Below are 15,742 nucleotides of genomic sequence, written 5' to 3'. Positions count from 1 at the left end.
GCCCCCACCGATCCCATCCGCGGCGGGCCGAACCTCACCGGAGCGAGCGGTGCCTGCCCGGGCGCCGGGCGGGCCCCGGTGTCACCTCCGCCAGAAGAGGTGGTGGGTCACCCCGCTCGGGCTGGGGACGGTCTCCAGGTGGAACCGGTCGGTCAGTTCCTCGGGCGACTCCCAGAGCCGGAGGCCGGAGGAGAACGTCACCGGGGAGACCGCCACGTGCAGGGTGTCGACGAGGCCGGCGTCGAGGAACTGCCGGATCGTGGAGACCCCGCCACCGAGCCGCACGTCCTTGCCCCGTGCCGCCTCCCGCGCCTGCTCCAGGACCGCCGCGGGGGAGCCGTCGACGAAGTGGAACGTGGTGTCGGAGAGCGTGAACGAGGGACGCGGATGGTGGGTCAGCACGAACACCGGGGTGTGGAACGGGGGTTCGTCACCCCACCAGCCGCGCCACGCGTGGTCCTCCCAGGGCCCGCGCTGCGGGCCGAACTTGTTGCGGCCCATGATCTCGGCGCCGATGTTGTGGGTGAAGTCCCGCGTGAAGTAGTCGTCGAGACCGCGGCTGCCCCCGGGATCGGTGCGGTTCGGCCAGCTGGCCGTGGCACCGGCCCACCCGAACAACCGCTCGGCGCCGGGGAGCCCGAACGGGTTCGCGAGGCTCTGTTCCTCACCGGCCCCGATACCGTCACTCGAGACGTTGAAATTCTGGACCCTCAGCAGTTGATGCGTCACGCGTTCCTCCTGTGCAGTCGGCAAGCGTGATGTCGACTCCCCGGAACGCGGAAACTCATCGCCGGGCCGGTGGCCTTCCGCCGCGGGCCGTTCAGCCGGGGCGCGGTCCCCGGTGGGGGCGGCGGGAGAAGTGGCGGCGGACGGCGTAGGTGAGGACGCCGACCACCCCGGCGAGGGAGAGACCGAACAGGACGACGGGGAGCAGCACCGCGTCGCGGACCGTGAGGGCGCCGGTGGCGTCCAGCAGGGCCGTGACCCCGGCGGCGAGCAGCACCAGCCCGGCGAGCAGCCGCGCCGGTTCGAAGCGGTGACGGCCCCGGCGGGCGGGTCCGCCGGGCCGCGCGTCCCGCCCGCGGGGCGCGGAGGCCGGGCCGGCGGCGGGCTCCCCGGCCGGGGCCCACGGCCCACCGGGCTCCCGGGGCTCACGGGGGTCCCAGGGCCCACCGGGCTCCCGGGATGCCCAGGGTTCACGGGGCTGCTGCACGGTGCACCTCCACCCGGCCGACGCCGGCTTCCAGTTCGAGCACGAGCGTGCCGGACGGTGCCCGGCCCTCCGGCGGCCGGAGCGTCCGGTGGATGTCGCCGGCGGTCACGTTCCCCTGGCGCGGGGGGTCGCCGGGCAGACGGCTGCTCCCCAGGCCGAACTCCAGGGTCAGCTCCACCGTGGTGTCGCCCGGCACCAGGACCCGCAGCTCGCCGACGCCCACGCTCGCGCGGGTGTGCACGGTGTCGCCCTCCCGCAGGCCGAGGCCGGTCAGGTCGAGCTCGGCCACGCCGGCGCCGACGCCGTACACCGGCCGCACGTCGGCCGCCGCGGTGGGCCGCCAGCTCGTGGTGCGCCACTCGGCCGCCGTGTCCCCGGGCAGGCTGCCGGCTCCCACCGTCAGGACGCAGGCCAGCACGGCGGCGATCACCGTCCCGGCGCCCGTCCGGCCGTACCAGGCGGCGACGGCCAGCCCGAGGCCGAAGACCGCCAGCGCGCAGGCGAACCCGGTCTGCGCGTCGGCGGCGGTGATCGTGGTCGTGGAGCGCGCGCTCAGCAGGGTGCCGGCGACCGCGGCGAGCACGGCGGCCAGGAACGTCCAGCCGCCGGTCCACAGGCCCCCCGCACGCCGGCCGTGCCGGTGGGTGCCCGTCTGCCAGGGCAAACGGGGGCCGGGGACGCTCGCGGCGTCGGCCGGGCCCCACAGATAACCGGTGCCGCCGGGGTCTCCGGAGCCGTCCTTGGTGAGCGGGTCACGCCACCAGGACGGGCCGCCGGGAGCGGGCGGCGCCGTGGTCTCGGGGGGCGCGTCGGCCACCGCCTGCGCCGCCGCCGCGTCGGCCGCGGCCCCCTCCCGCTCCGCGCGCCGCTTCTGCAACGACCAGGAACAGACGCCCGCCAGGGAGGCGGACAGCAGGGCGGCGAAGAAGAGCAGCCCGCCGTTGTTGAGCATCGTCAGCAGCAGCCCGGAGCCGACCAGCGCGAACAGCAGGGCTGTCAGCCCCGGTCCCTCGACCCGGCCGGAGAGCAGCCGGCGCGCCTCGTTCTCGTCCTCGCCCTCGCGCGGGACGAGCAGCCAGGCGAAGCCGTAGCCGATCAGCCCGACGCCGCCGGCGAGGGCGAGCACGGTGAGCACGATCCGGAAGATCACCGGGTCGAGGGCGAACTGCCGGCCGAGGCCGGCGCAGACCCCGGAGATCACGGAGCCCTGGCGGCTGCGCCGCAGCCGGGGCAGCACGGTTGCGAGGCCGTCCAGCGGGCCGGTGGACGCGGGGCCGGTGGACGCGGGACCGCCGCCCGGGGCGGACCCGTCCTCCGGACGGGGGGCGCCGCCGCTCTGTCCGGGGGCCGGTCCTCCGGTGGCCGTGCCCCCGGTGGCCGTCCCGCCACCGGCCGCGCCGCCGGGGCCCGCCGGTGCCCCGCCCGGTGGGCCCGCCGCCGGGCCCGCGGTGGGCTGCTGTTCGCTCATGTCTCCATGGTGACGGCCCCGCGGGGCCCGCAGCACCCACGAAGACCCTGACCTTTCCCGGAACCGGACCCGCAGGGAACCGGTCCCGTGCCGGATGAGCCCGCGCCGGACCGCCCTGCGGGGAACCGGGCCCGGACGGGATCGGGCCCGGACAGAACCGAGTCCGGACGGAACCGGGCCCACATGGGATCGGGACCCGGGCCGGGCAAGGCCGGCGCAGGGCCGGACCCGCGCAGGGCCGGACCCGCGCGGAACACGGAAACGGGACCCCGGTGAACGGCCGCCCCACCCCGGAGACGGTCCGGTGGCACCCGGGAGACGGTCCTGCGGCCCTCGGGAGACCGCCCGGCGGTCCCTGGGGAGGCCCGTCGACGGCGCGGGATCCCGGGCCCGCTCAGGGTCCGACCCTGATGCCGCGAGGGTCCGTCCCGTGTGACGATCGGGGTATGACCGCCACCGCCCCCCGCGCCGGGACCTCCCGGGCGGGCCGTCCGTACCCCGCGGGCCCGCTCGGCGATCCCGGCGGCCCGGGGACGGGTCCCGACGCCGGTGAGCCGCCGGTCCGCAAGCTCTACCGCAGCGCCGACGGGCGGATGCTGGGTGGTGTGGCCCGTGGACTCGCCGGCCATCTCGGGCTGCCCGTGCCGTGGGTGCGGGTCTTCTTCGTGGCGATGTTCATGGTGGAGGGGCTGGGGGCGCTGCTCTACGCCGCGTTCTGGTTCGTCGTCCCGCTCGGGGTGGGCGGGGTGGAGGCTCCGCGCGGCACGGCGGGCCCGCACACCCCGGCCGCCCCGCCTGCCCGGCCCGTCCCGGGCGCGGCGGCCGAGGGCGGGACCGAGGGGCGGCGCCGGCCGCTGCTCCGCCGCCCGGACCGGGGGCAGCTCGTCGCCCTGCTGGCCATGGTGGTCGCGCTGGCGGTCTTCGTCGACAACCTTCAGCTCGGCCGCCGTGCCAACGCCTATCTGTGGCCGGCGCTGCTGATCGGCGCCGGTGTCGCGCTGGTGTGGCGGCAGGCCGACAACGCGCGCCGCGCGCACTGGGCGGAGGTCACCCGGCGCAAGCGGGTGCTGCCGCTGGTGCGCGGCGCGGCCGGGGTGCTGCTGGTCGGCGCCGGGGTCAGCGTCCTCGTCGTGATGCAGAACTCGGCCAACCACCTGGGCGCGGTGTTCCAGGCGTCGCTCGCCGTCCTCGTCGGTATCGCGCTGCTGGCCGGCCCGTATCTGGTGCGGATGACGCAGGACCTCTCCGAGGAGCGGCTGATGCGCATCCGCGCGCAGGAGCGGGCCGAGGTCGCCGCGCACGTCCACGACTCCGTGCTGCACACCCTCACCCTGATCCAGCGCAACGCCGGGGACTCCCGTGAGGTGGCCCGTCTCGCCCGCGCCCAGGAGCGGGAGCTGCGGGCCTGGCTCTACCGGCCCGAGGGGCGCGGCAAGGACGAGGAGACGGAGCCGGACACCCTGGCCGAAGCCGTGCGGGCCGCGGCGGCCGAGGTGGAGGACCACCACGGGGTGCCCGTCGAGGTCGTCTGCGTCGGCGACTGCCCGCTGGACGAGCGGCTGGGCGCCCAGCTCCAGGCCGCGCGGGAGGCGATGGTCAACGCGGCCAAGTACGGTGGCGGGGGCGGGCCGGTGCAGGTCTTCGCGGAGGTCGAGGGGGAGCGGGTGTTCATCTCGGTGCGCGACCGCGGCCCGGGCTTCGACCTGGACGCGGTACCGGCGGACCGGATGGGCGTCCGGGAGTCGATCATCGGCCGGATGCAGCGCAACGGCGGTACGGCGAGGCTCCGCTCGGCGCCGGACGGTGGCACCGAGGTGGAGCTGGAGATGGAACGCGAAAGCTGAGCGACCGCTGCGGCCGGCGCGGCCCGGCGCGGCCCGGCGAAGCGCCGGGGGCGGCCGGACGGCACGGACGCGGCACGGACGCGGCACGGACGCGGCAGGGGCAGGACAGGGACGGCGCCGGCACGGGCGGCGCGGAACGCCGCCACCGATACGGGCGGTACGGACGACGGATGACACGGGTGAGCAGGCCATGCGGACAGGGGACGGACGGATGAACGACGCGACGGGACACACCGGCGACCCCCGGGCGGCGGGCCCGGCGCAGGGCGCCACCGGCTCCGGCCCCGGTAGGGGCACCGCCACCGGTCCCGGTGCAGGCGGCACCGGCGGCGCGACCGGCGCGACCGGCACCGGCGGCGGTACCGGCCCCGCCACCGGCCCCGCCGACGGGACCGCCGAGCGCCACGCCCGCGTCGTGCTCGTCGACGACCACCGGATGTTCCGCACCGGCGTCCAGGCCGAGATCGGCCGGACGGAGACCACCGGCGTCGAGGTCGTCGGCGAGGCGGCCGATGTCGACCAGGCGGTCACCGTGATCACCGCGACCCGCCCCGAGGTCGTCCTGCTCGACGTGCACCTCCCCGGCGGCGGCGGTGTGGAGGTGCTGCGCCGCTGCTCGGCCCTGATGGGCGACCGGGAGCGCCCGGTGCGTTTCCTCGCCCTCTCCGTCTCCGACGCCGCCGAGGACGTCATCGGCGTGATCCGGGGCGGCGCGCGCGGCTACGTCACCAAGACCATCACCGGCGCCGACCTGATCAGCGCGGTGTTCCGGGTCAAGGAGGGGGACGCGGTCTTCTCCCCGCGGCTGGCCGGCTTCGTCCTGGACGCCTTCGCCTCCACGGACGCGCCCCCGGTCGACGAGGACCTGGACCGCCTCACCCAGCGGGAGCGCGAGGTGCTGCGGCTGATCGCCCGCGGCTACGCCTACAAGGAGGTCGCGAAGCAGCTCTTCATCTCCGTGAAGACGGTCGAGTCCCACGTCTCGGCGGTCCTCCGCAAGCTGCAGCTCTCCAACCGCCACGAACTCACCCGCTGGGCGACGGCCCGCCGGCTGGTCTGACCGCGCCGGGCCGGCCGCCCACCCGGCCGGGCCGGGCGGCGGAGGCGCCCGGGATGTCCGGGGTGTCCGGGGCGCGTCCGCCGGCCGCTCCCGGGAGGCCGGGCGGACGCGCCCCGGGGTCACCGGCGCACGCCGCCGGGCACGGTTCCGTGGGCGAGCGCGGCCCGGTCGGGCATGCCCTCCCAGTCGCCCGGGACGGTGCACACCAGCGCGCCCGCGGTCACGGCCGTGCCGAGGCACCGCGCGGGGTACGCGCCGGCGGCCAGTTCGGCGAGCCAGGCGCCGACGAACGCGTCGCCCGCGCCCACCGGGTCGACCACCTCCACGGGCACGGCGGCCCGCCGGTGGAGGACGCCGTCCGCCAGGGCCAGCGCGCCGTCCGCCCCCAGCTTGACGACGGCGGTGCCGGGGCCGAGGCCCGTCAGCGCGGCGGCGAGCGCCTCGGGGCCGTCCGCCCGGTCCCGGCCGAGGACGAGGGCCGCCTCGTCGTCCCCCGCGAACACCAGGTCGGCGCGCGTGACCAGGTCCCGCAGCACCGGCGCGGCCCGCTCCGGAGGCCAGAGCGCGGAGCGGTGGTTGACGTCGAGCGACACCGTCACCCCCGCCGAGCGCGCCACGTCCACGGCGTGGGACACGGCGGCCGCGGCGGACGCGCCCAGCGCCGGGGTGATGCCCGAGACGTGCAGCAGCCGGGCGCCGGCGACGAGGGCATCGTCGATGTCCGCCGGGGAGAGGCGGGAGCCCGCGCCGTGGGCCCGGTGGTACCAGACCCGCACGGTGCCGCCCGGCAGCCGCTCCTTGAGCATCAGCCCCGTGGGCGCCCCCGGGTCGCGCGCGGCCCGTACGTCGATGCCCTCGGCGGTGAGTTCGCGGACGACGCGGTCCCCGACGGAGTCGGCGCCGAGCCGCCCGATCCAGCTCACCGGGGTGCCGAGGCGGGCGGCGGCCACCGCCACGTTGCTCTCGGCACCGCCGATGCCCAGCGCCATGTGCGGGACGTGCTGGAGGTGGCCCACGGTGGTGGCGGTGAGCAGGCCCATCGTCTCGCCGAGGGTGACGATCCGCCCGGGGCGGTCCGGCGGGGTCTCCCCCTCGGCCGGGCTGTGGGGCGTCACGGCCCGGCCTCCGCCGCCGCGGCGAGGGCGCGGCGCGCCCGGCCGGCGAGGGCCCGCAGGTCCCCGCCGGCGAGGGCGTCACCGGTGAGCGCGCCCCCGAGACCGACGGCCAGGGCACCGGCCCGGATCCAGGTGCCGGTCTCGTCGACGCCGATGCCGCCGGTCGGCATCACCCGCAGCCCGGGGAACGGGTCGGTGCACGCCCTGAGGTGGGCCGGGCCGACGGTGGACGCGGGGAACAGCTTGACCGCCGTCGCCCCCGCGTCCCAGGCGGCGGCCAGCTCCGTGGGGGTGAGGCCGCCCGGGTAGACGGGGACGCCGGCCGCCCGCGCCTCGGCCAGGACGTCGGCGCGGAGGTGCGGGGAGACGACGAAGTCCGCGCCGGCGCCCAGGCAGCGGCGCGCCTCCGTGGCGGAGCGCACGCTGCCCACGCCCAGCTCGGCGGCGGTGCCGAGCGCGGCGCGGAGCCGGGGGAGGGCCTCGACCGCCCCCGGTGTGGTCAGGGTCAGCTCCAGGCAGACCAGCCCGGCGTCCACCAGGGTCTCGGCCACCGGCAGCAGATGTTCGGTGGACCCGGCCCGGAGGACCGCCACCACCCGGGTGCGGAGCAGGGCTCCACCGGGCTCGGCCCGGCCGGAACCGGGCGCGGTGGGGAGGGCGCCGGACTCGGGCGCGGTGGGGAGGGTGCCGGACTCGGGCGCGGTGGGGAGGACGCCGGGCTCGGGCGCGGTGGGGACGGCGCCGGACTCGGGCGCGGTGGGAACGGCGCCGGACTCGGGCCGGGTGGCGGCGGCCCCGGACGCGGCCCCGGAGCCGTGCGGGGCGCGCTCGGCGGCAGAGCCCGGTCCCCGTCCGGCGGGCCCCACCGGGGCCGCGGGGTCGGCGGCGCTCACCGGGTGTCCTTCCCGGCGGTGGCGGTGGCAGGGTCACCGCCGGCAGCGGTGACGGGGGCAGCCGCGATGGCGGCCCCGGCGCCGGTCGCGTCGGGGACCACGGTCAGATCCCGGTCCAGGGTCTCCGGGGCCATCCGCGCGGCCACCAGGCTGACGGCCATCATCAGCATCATGTAGGCCGCGACCGGTATCCACGACCCGGAGAACGCGGTGAGCAGGGAGGCGCAGATCAGCGGGGCGACCCCGCCGCCCAGCACCGAGGAGAACTCCCGGCCGAGGGTGACACCGGCGTAGCGGTAGCGCGTGCCGAACAGTTCGGGGAAGTAGCTCATCTGCACGCCGACGGCACCCTGGCCCGCCAGCACGAAGCCGATGATCATCGCCACGGTGATCGCCACCGGGGAGCCGGTGTTCAGCGCGATGAACGTGGGCCCGGGCAGCAGCACCAGCGCGGCGACGATCGCGGAGTACACGGGCCGGCGTCCGAGCTTGTCGGAGAGGAACCCGAAACCGATCGCCGCGACACCACCACAGGCGGCCCCGATCATCAGGACCTTCGGGACGAACGTGGGGTCGATCCCGACCGAGGAGATCAGGTACGAGGCCATGAACACCTGGTAGGTGTACGACTGGGAGCTGATCCCGACGTTCATGAACAGCACCAGCAGCATGGGCTTCCGGCCGTGCCGGAAGACCTCCTTGACGGGGGACTTCGGCGCCTCGTGCTCCCGCTTGAGCTCCTGGAAGACCGGGCTCTCGTTGAGCTTCCGGCGGATGATCACGGCGGCCACGGTGACCAGCAGGCTGCTGGCGAAGACCAGCCGCCAGCCGTAGCTCATCAGGTCTTCCTCGGGGAGCAGCTGGACGAGGATCCAGGCGAGGGCACCGAGCAGGGTGCCCAGCGCCGCGCCGGTCATCACGAGCGCGGCGAGCCGCCCGCGCCGTCCCGGTGCCGCCGTCTCGGTGAGGAGGGTCGCTCCGCCGGATTGTTCGGCCCCGGCGCCGAAGCCCTGGAAGAAGCGGCAGAAGACGAGCAGCGCCGGGGCGAGGATGCCGACCTGGCCGTAGGTGGGGAGCAGCCCGATGGCGAAGGTGGAGCCACCCATCAGGAAGAGCGTGGTGACCAGGACCCACTTGCGGCCGAGCCGGTCGCCGTAGCGGGAGAAGAACAGGCCGCCGAGGGGGCGGGCGGCGAAGCCGACGGCGTAGGCGGCGAAGCTCGCGAGCAGCGCGGCGGCGGGGGAGGCGTTGGGGAAGAACAGGGTGCCGAAGACCAGCGCCGAGGCCGTGCCGTAGATGACGAAGTCGTACTGTTCGAGCGCGGTGCCGATGAGGCCGGCCCAGGCGGCGCGGCGCACGGCGCGGGGGTCCGCGGGGGCGGGCGGGCCGGCGGGCGGGGTGGACGAGGAGGCGCCGGCCGGTGGTACCGGCGCCTGGGTGGGAGCGTCCATGATCCGTGTCTCCTTGCGGGATCGGGGCGGGGAGGGGAGACGTCCGCGAGGGTGCGCGGAACGGGGTGAGTCCGGTGAGCCCGGTGAGCGGGGTGAGCGGGGTGAGTGCGGTGAGTGGGGCGCGCCGGGACGGCGGCCCTGCGCGCCGCCACCCGGGCATGGCAGGACGAAAGGGATGGGGGAACCGCACGCGGACCGTGGGGAAGTGGCCCGCGCGGGCCAGGGGGGAGGCGACGCCGCGGAGGCGAGGGGGAGATGGGACGCCGCGGGGACGGCTGGGGAGGAGGGACCGGCGGTGAGGGGTGTGCCGGTGGGGAGGTCCCCCGGCCGTGAGTGGGCCGGGGGACGGGGGCCTGCTGCCCGGTGGGCGGCTCAGGCTGCGGGTGATCCGGTGGGGCGGACCACGACTTTGAGGTGGTGCGGGTCCGCGCCCGGCGCCCGGAGGGCGTCGGCCGCCCGGTCGAGGGGGAAGCGGCCGGTGAGGAGGGGGGCGAGATCGACCCGGCCGCCGGCGGCCAGGGCGAGGGCGGTGGGGAAGGCGTGGGCGTAGCGGAACGCGCTGACGAGGTCGATCTCCCAGCGCTGGAGGTGGGCCAGCGGCACTCCGTCCACGGCGGGGGCGGCCTGCCCGACGACGACCGCGCGTCCGGCGGGGCCCAGGGCGAGGATGCCCTGGCGGAGCGCGGCGGGGTGGGCCGAGCACTCCAGCAGCCGGTCGGCGCCGGTGAGGGTGAGGTCCTCCCGGGCGGTGTTGACGGTGGTGGAGGCGCCGAGTTCACGGGCGCGCGCCAGCCGGGCGTCGTGCACGTCCGTCACGGTCACCTCGGCGGCGCCGGCGGCGCGGGCCACCTGGGCGATCAGGATGCCGATCGGCCCCGCCCCGGTGACCAGGACCCGGTGCCCGGGGGCCACCCGGGCCCTGCGCACCGCCCAGACCGCGACCGCCAGCGGCTCGATCAGCGCCCCGAGTTCCAGCGGTACGGCGTCCGGCAGCGGGTGGACGGCCCGCGCCGGGGCGACGACGTGCCCGGCGAGCACGCCGTGGGTCGGCGGTGAGCCGAAGCAGGTGCCGTCGGGGCACAGGTTGTACCGGCCGGAGCGGCAGGTGGGGCAGGTGCCGCAGCCGACGGCGGGCTCGATCGCGACCCGGGTGCCCGGCTCGTGGCCCGCTCCGGGGCCGGCCGCGGTGACGACTCCGGAGGCCTCGTGCCCCAGGACGGTGGGTTGCCGCAGGACGTTCCGCCCGTTGCGGCCGGTGGCGAAGTAGTGCATGTCGGAGCCGCAGATGCCGACGGCGTCGACGGCGACGAGCACCTCACCGGGGCCCGGCGGGCGCAGCGGGATCTCCTCGATCCGGAGATCGCCGGGGGCGTGCAGGACGGCGGCGGTGGTGTGGCCGGGGAGGGACATGGGCGCTCACATCCTGGTGACGGGCTCGGAGGGCCGGCGGTGTCCGGTGCCGGTGTGGGCGTCGGCGTCGGTGCGGATGCCGGTGCGGGTGTCGGCGTCGGCCGCCTCCGCCGCGGCGCGTGCGGCGGCGGCCGTACCGTGCCGGGTCAGCACCTCGATGAACTCGGCGACCCGCGCGGTGAACGCGGGGTGCCCGGCGAGGCCGTCGCCGAGCAGGCCGCCGTCGAGGACCGCGGCGGTGAAGCCGGCGGCGGTGGTGGAGCGCGCGGCCGCCGCGCGCAGCCCGGCCGCGCCCGGGTCCGTCATCGCCGCGGCGTGCGGGCCGGGGTCGAAGCCGCCGGGCGGGGCCGCGCAGCAGAGGTAGGCGGCGACGGTCAGGGCCAGGTGGTGCGGCATCCGGCCGGCGCGCAGATGCAGCAGGGCCGGTTCCGGCACGCGCTGGCGGAGCTTGGCGGAGCCGTCCGAGCCGACCTGCCGGGTGCGGTGGCCGAGGGCGGTGTTGGACCAGCGGTCGAAGAGCCGCGCCACGTAGGCGTCGAGGTCGATGCCGGCGGGGACGGTGATGCTCGGCAGATAGTCCTCGTGCAGCACGCGCCGCGCGGCGTCGGCGATGTGCGGCCGGGCGACGGAGTCCGGGATGGTGTCCCGGCCGTCGAGGGCGCCGAGGTAGGCGATGAGCGAGTGGGTGCCGTTCAGCAGCCGCAGCTTGAGCAGCTCGTACGGTTCCACGTCCGCGGTGAACAGGGCCCCGCCGTGCTCCCAGGCGGGACGGCCGGCGGCGAAACCATCCTGGAGAACCCACATGGTGAACGGCTCGGCGGGCACCGGGACGGCGTCGCGCAGTCCGAGCCCGTCGGCCACCGCGGCCCGGTAGGCGTCCGTGGTGGCGGGGACGATCCGGTCGACCATGGTGTCCGGGAACGTCACCGCGGCCTCCAGCCAGTCCGTGAGCGGATCGCGCTCGGCGGCCGGCAGAGCCTGGGCGAACGCGCGGACCAGCTGCCCGGTCAGGGTGCCGTTGCCCGCGAGGTTGTCGCAGCTCAGCACGGTGACGGGGGCCCCGTGCGCGCGGAGCCGGCGCTGCAGCCCGCGGACGATCTGCCCGACCGTGGTCCGCGGCGGCGCGTCGCCCGCCAGGTCGGCCCGGATCCCGGGGTGGTCGAGGTCGAGCCCTCCGGTGCGGGGCGCGAGGGTGTAGCCGTTCTCGGTGACGGTGAGCGAGACGACGCGGGTGCCGGGCGCGGCGATCGCGGCCACCACGGCGTCGCCCTGCTCGGCGGCGACGAGCGCGCCGGTGTGCACCGCGGGCACGGTGATCCGGGTCCCACCGGGGGAGATCTCCACCACGGAGTAGCGGAAGTCCTGGGCGCGGAGCGCCTCCGCGACGGCCGCCGAACGGCTCGCCACGCCCAGGACGCCCCACGGGCCGTCGGTGTGCGCGAGCGCGGCGGCGGTGTAGACGGCCTGGTGGGCGCGGTGGAAGTTGCCGAGCCCGAGGTGCACGATGCCGGTCCCGGTGAGCTCGCGCCGGTGCGTCAGCGCCGCCGGGGGGACGGTCGCGGCCGTCAGGCGGGGGAGGGGGGTGGTCATGTCACCAATCCGTCATCGAGCCGTCGCGGCGGCGCGCGACGGGCAGGTAGGCGGGCTCGTACGGGAACCGGGCGGCCAGCGCCTCGTCGACCTCGACGCCGAGTCCGGGGGCGTCGCCGGGGTGCAGATACCCGTCCGCGTAGCTCCAGTCGTGGCGGAACACCTCGTGCGTCCGGGGCTCGTAGCCCATGTACTCCTGGATGGCGAAGTTCGGGGTGGCCAGCCCGGTGTGGAGCGAGGCGGCCAGCGCCACCGGCGAGACGTCGGAGGGACCGTGCGGCCCCAGCTTGACCTGCCAGATCTCGGCCAGCGCCGCGATCCGCCGCAGATGGCTGATGCCCCCGGCGTGGGTGACGCAGGTGCGGACGTAGTCGATGAGCTGCTCGGTGATGAGCGACTGGCACTCCCAGACGGTGTTGAACACCTCGCCGATCGCCAGCGGCGCCGTGGTGTGGCGCCGCACATGGCGCAGCACCTCCTGGTTCTCCGCGGGGGTGACGTCCTCCAGCCAGAAGAGGTCCACCTCCTCCAGGGAGCGCCCGAGGCGGGCGGCCTCCCCCGGGGTGAGCCGGTGGTGGGCGTCGTGGAGCAGCTTCAGCTCGGGGCCGGCGTGTTCCCGGACCGCGGCCAGCGCGCGCGGGGCGTGCCGCAGATAGGCGTCGGTGTCCCAGATCTCCTCGGCCGGGGCGGCGCCGCGGCCCGCCGGTTCGTAGGCCGCGCCGCCGCGGCTGACGCCGTAGACGGTGTCCAGGCCCGGCACGCCGGTCTGCGCCCGCACGGCGCGGAAGCCCTGCTCGCGCCGGGCGTCGAGGGAGTCGAGCAGTTCGGGGACGTCCCAGCCGGTGGCGTGGGTGTAGGTGAGGATCCGGTCCCGGACCGCACCGCCGAGCAACTGGTACACCGGCTGTCCGGTGGCCTTGCCCTTGATGTCCCACAGGGCGAGGTCCACGGCCCCGACGGCGGTCATGGTGACCGGCCCCCGGCGCCAGTACGCGCCCCGGTAGAGGTACTGCCAGGTGTCCTCGACGCGGGCCGGGTCGCGGCCGACGAGCAGCGGCGCGACGTGGTCCCGCAGATACGCGGCGACGGCGAGTTCGCGGCCGTTGAGGGTGGCGTCGCCCCAGCCGACCAGCCCCTCCGCCGTGGTGATCTTCAGCGCCACGTAGTTGCGGCCGGGGCTGGTGACCAGCACCTCGGCGGCGACGACGGAGTCCCGGGCGCCGGAGGCCGCGCGGGTGCCGGGCCGCCGCGCGGGGGCGGCGGGGCTCGCGGGGTTCACCGGGTGCTCCGTGGCCGCCGTATCCGCCGTATCCGCCGTATCCGCCGAGGCCGCCGAGGCCGCCGTGTCCGGGCCGGCCCCGGGGTTCACCGGCCGCGCGGTGTCCGCCGGTCCGGTCCCGTTCGCCGGAGCCCCGTCCACCGGGGGTGTCGCGTTCACCGGACCACCGCCACCACGTTGTGCGGCGTCTCACCGGCCGCGAACCGGTGGATGTTGGCCGCGATGTCCTCGGCGCGCCGGAGGAAGGTCTGCCGGGTCAGCCCCGAGGAGTGCGGCGTCATCAGGACGTTCGGCAGCTCGTGGAAGGGGTGACGGCTGGGCGCTCCCGTGTTGCCGGAGGCGGGGTAGGTGTACCACACGTCGAGGGCGGCGCCGCCGATCGCCGCGTCGCGCAGGGCGGCGTACAGCGCGTCCTCGTCGACAACCGGGCCGCGGCCGACGTTGATCAGTACGGCGGAACGTTTCATCCGCGCCAGCCCGGCCGCGTCGATCAGCCCGGTGGTGGCCTCGGTGAGCGGTACGGAGACCAGCACCACGTCGGCCGTCTCCAGCAGCGTGCCCAGGTCGTCGACCGTCCCGGCCCAGTCCAGGCCCTCGGCGGCGGCGTCGGTGTCACCGCGCCGGGTCACCGCGACACCCCGGGCGCCGAAGGCGCGGAAGCGCCGCCACGCGCGGGCACCGATGTGCCCGAAGCCCACGAAACCGACGGTGCCGCCCCCCAGCGCGTCGGGCCACGCGGCGCCGGGGGTGTGCGCGGGGGAGTCCCACACGCCGCGGCGCAGCGCCGCGTCCTGGCGCAGGAACCCGCGCCCCAGCAGGACGGCCGAGGCCACCGCGTACTCCGCGATGGAGTCCTCGTGGTGGAAGGTGTTGGCGACCGTCGTGCCCGGCGGCAGCGCACCGGTGTCGATCTTGTCCACGCCCGCGCCGGCGGCGTGCACCAGCTTCAGCCGTTTGCCGGCCGCGGCCATGGCGGCGGTGCAGACGCCGGAGACGAGCACGTCCGCGTCGGGCAGCGCCGCCGCCACGGCGTCCGGGTCCGCGGGGTCGGGCCAGTGCGCGACGGCGCCCGGGGGCAGCGCGGCCTCGAAGGTCTCGCGCAGGGGGCGGAGGTTGCTGTCGGCGACGACCACGGTCGGGCCGTCGGGCCGGGGGTCGGGGTTCATGGCGGGCCTTCGGTCGGGAGGGGCAGGGGGAGCGGCGGGGGAGCGGCGGGGGAGCGGCGAGGGAGTCAGGCGCGCTCGCGCGCGGTGGGGAGCGTGCGCACGGCGTCGGCCGGCCCGGTGGATCCGCGGACGACGAGCTGCGTGGGCAGCCGGAGCAGGCGTGGCTCCCGGCCGTCCCCGGCGATGGCCTGGGAGAGCAGTTCGAGGCTGAGCGACCCGGCGCGGGCCATCGGCACCGCGACGCTGCTCAGGGAGGGGTGGGCGGTGGCGGCGAGCGGCATGTCGTCGATGCCGACGACGCTGAGGTCGTCGGGGACCCGCGTCCCGAGCCGCCGCGCCCCGCTGATCACGCCGAGGGCGACGAGGTCGTTGTGGGCGATGACCGCGGAGGCCCCGGAGGCGATGACGGCCGCCGCGGCGGCCTCGCCGCCCGCCACCGTCTCCGACTGCCGGCCCAGCACCTCCAGCCGCAGCCCGGCCTGTTCGGCCTGGCCGCGGGCGAGGTCCACCCGGTGGCTGTTGGACCAGGAGTGCTGGGAGCCCTGGACGTAGGCGAGATGGCGGTGGCCGAGCGCGGCCAGGTACTCGATGGTCTGCCGCAGGCCGTCCGTCGCGTCGGCGATGACACAGTCCGCCGTCGCCGTCTCGCGGTTGACCAGGACGACGGGGGTGTCGCCGCACAGCTCCAGCACGTCCTCGGCGTCGAGCCGGGGCGAGCAGACGACGAGCCCGGCGATCCGGTCGCGGAGGCGGGTGATGACCTCCCGCTCGTGGTCCGGGTCGAAGTCGGTGTCCGCGAGGACGATCGTCTGCCGGCTGTGCCAGCCCCGGGTCTGCGCGGCCTTGACGAAGGCGCCGAAGACCGGGTTGGTGATGTCGGGCACGACCACGGCCACCGTGGCGGGGTCCGGCTCCGGCGGCGTCTCCCCCGGCCGGGGCGGTGGTACGTAGCCCAGCTCCTCGGCAACGTGCAGCACCTTGCGCAAGGTTTCCGGCCCCAGGCGCTGCGGATCGCTGAACGCCCGCGAGGCCGTGGAGAGCGCCACCTGCGCGCGCTTGGCGACATCGGTCAGGGTGGGGGCCACGCTGCCACTCCGTTTCCTGGAGATTGCGAGCACCTGAACGGTGCGGATTCATGGTCGGCAAATTGCCGCAATGTTGTCAACGGTTGCGGCAAGAGCTTTTCCGCGAGGTTTCCCCACCGCGTGCGGGTGCGGCCCGGGCGGACGGGCGCGGGGGAGGAGGGCGGTGGG

13 protein-coding genes are annotated in these 15,742 nt (G+C 76.6%); 2 read left to right on the top strand and 11 right to left on the bottom strand.

Annotation, left to right across the window (positions count from 1 at the left end):
* Positions 1-81 precede the first annotated feature (81 nt).
* The 3 genes from HCK00_RS09270 to HCK00_RS09260 all read right to left on the bottom strand — a co-directional run bounded on the left by HCK00_RS09270 (position 82) and on the right by HCK00_RS09260 (position 2,681).
* Positions 82-729: a dihydrofolate reductase family protein gene (locus HCK00_RS09270; protein ID WP_168101307.1), complete on the bottom strand. Its 648-nt coding sequence runs from the start codon at positions 727-729 to the stop codon at positions 82-84.
* Positions 730-820: 91 nt separating this feature from the next.
* On the bottom strand, positions 821-1,213 hold the full coding sequence (locus HCK00_RS27500; RefSeq protein WP_240965385.1) for a hypothetical protein: 393 nt from the start codon (positions 1,211-1,213) through the stop codon (positions 821-823).
* Entirely contained in the window at positions 1,197-2,681 is a 1,485-nt protein-coding gene (locus HCK00_RS09260; protein WP_168101306.1) for a PspC domain-containing protein, read from the bottom strand. The genes HCK00_RS27500 and HCK00_RS09260 overlap by 17 nt, the downstream gene beginning before the upstream one ends.
* A 446-nt stretch (positions 2,682-3,127) precedes the next feature.
* On the opposite strand from HCK00_RS09260, the gene HCK00_RS09255 reads away from it, so the two are divergent.
* The gene (locus tag HCK00_RS09255) at positions 3,128-4,525 is read left to right on the top strand and encodes a PspC domain-containing protein (RefSeq protein ID WP_375781936.1); all 1,398 of its coding nucleotides are present in this window, start codon (positions 3,128-3,130) and stop codon (positions 4,523-4,525) included.
* A gap of 211 nt (positions 4,526-4,736) precedes the next feature.
* Positions 4,737-5,585, top strand: coding sequence for a LuxR C-terminal-related transcriptional regulator (locus tag HCK00_RS09250; protein ID WP_277348203.1), 849 nt, complete (start codon positions 4,737-4,739; stop codon positions 5,583-5,585).
* A 119-nt stretch (positions 5,586-5,704) separates the two neighbouring features.
* Here the strand turns inward: HCK00_RS09250 and HCK00_RS09245 are convergent, their stop codons facing one another.
* The 8 genes from HCK00_RS09245 to HCK00_RS09210 form a co-directional block, all read right to left on the bottom strand.
* Positions 5,705-6,700, bottom strand: coding sequence for a sugar kinase (locus tag HCK00_RS09245; protein ID WP_311765224.1), 996 nt, complete (start codon positions 6,698-6,700; stop codon positions 5,705-5,707).
* Positions 6,697-7,593: a bifunctional 4-hydroxy-2-oxoglutarate aldolase/2-dehydro-3-deoxy-phosphogluconate aldolase gene (locus HCK00_RS09240; RefSeq protein WP_311765223.1), complete on the bottom strand. Its 897-nt coding sequence runs from the start codon at positions 7,591-7,593 to the stop codon at positions 6,697-6,699. The genes HCK00_RS09245 and HCK00_RS09240 overlap by 4 nt, the downstream gene beginning before the upstream one ends.
* Positions 7,590-9,044 carry an MFS transporter gene (locus tag HCK00_RS09235; RefSeq protein ID WP_168101304.1) on the bottom strand — a complete coding sequence of 485 codons (1,455 nt, stop codon included), beginning with the start codon at positions 9,042-9,044 and terminating at the stop codon, positions 7,590-7,592. Before HCK00_RS09235 ends, HCK00_RS09240 begins: the two co-directional genes overlap by 4 nt.
* Positions 9,045-9,416: 372 nt before the next feature.
* Entirely contained in the window at positions 9,417-10,454 is a 1,038-nt protein-coding gene (locus HCK00_RS09230) for an NAD(P)-dependent alcohol dehydrogenase (protein WP_168101303.1), read from the bottom strand.
* A 6-nt stretch (positions 10,455-10,460) separates the two neighbouring features.
* Positions 10,461-12,044: a mannitol dehydrogenase family protein gene (locus tag HCK00_RS09225; protein WP_168101302.1), complete on the bottom strand. Its 1,584-nt coding sequence runs from the start codon at positions 12,042-12,044 to the stop codon at positions 10,461-10,463.
* A 1-nt stretch (position 12,045) separates the two neighbouring features.
* The gene (manD, locus tag HCK00_RS09220) at positions 12,046-13,323 is read right to left on the bottom strand and encodes a D-mannonate dehydratase ManD (protein WP_168101301.1); all 1,278 of its coding nucleotides are present in this window, start codon (positions 13,321-13,323) and stop codon (positions 12,046-12,048) included.
* 155 nt (positions 13,324-13,478) lie between these two features.
* Positions 13,479-14,489 (bottom strand): 2-hydroxyacid dehydrogenase, encoded by a 1,011-nt coding sequence (locus HCK00_RS09215; protein WP_168101300.1) that lies wholly within the window; start codon positions 14,487-14,489, stop codon positions 13,479-13,481.
* Positions 14,490-14,554: 65 nt separating this feature from the next.
* Complete coding sequence (locus HCK00_RS09210; RefSeq protein WP_168101299.1) at positions 14,555-15,574, bottom strand: LacI family DNA-binding transcriptional regulator; 1,020 nt, start codon at positions 15,572-15,574, stop codon at positions 14,555-14,557.
* Positions 15,575-15,742 lie beyond the last annotated feature (168 nt).

The organism is Streptomyces zingiberis, assembly GCF_012034935.1.
In the GTDB taxonomy this organism is placed as follows: domain Bacteria; phylum Actinomycetota; class Actinomycetes; order Streptomycetales; family Streptomycetaceae; genus Streptomyces; species Streptomyces zingiberis.
This window is presented reverse-complemented; position numbering and strand designations above follow the sequence as displayed.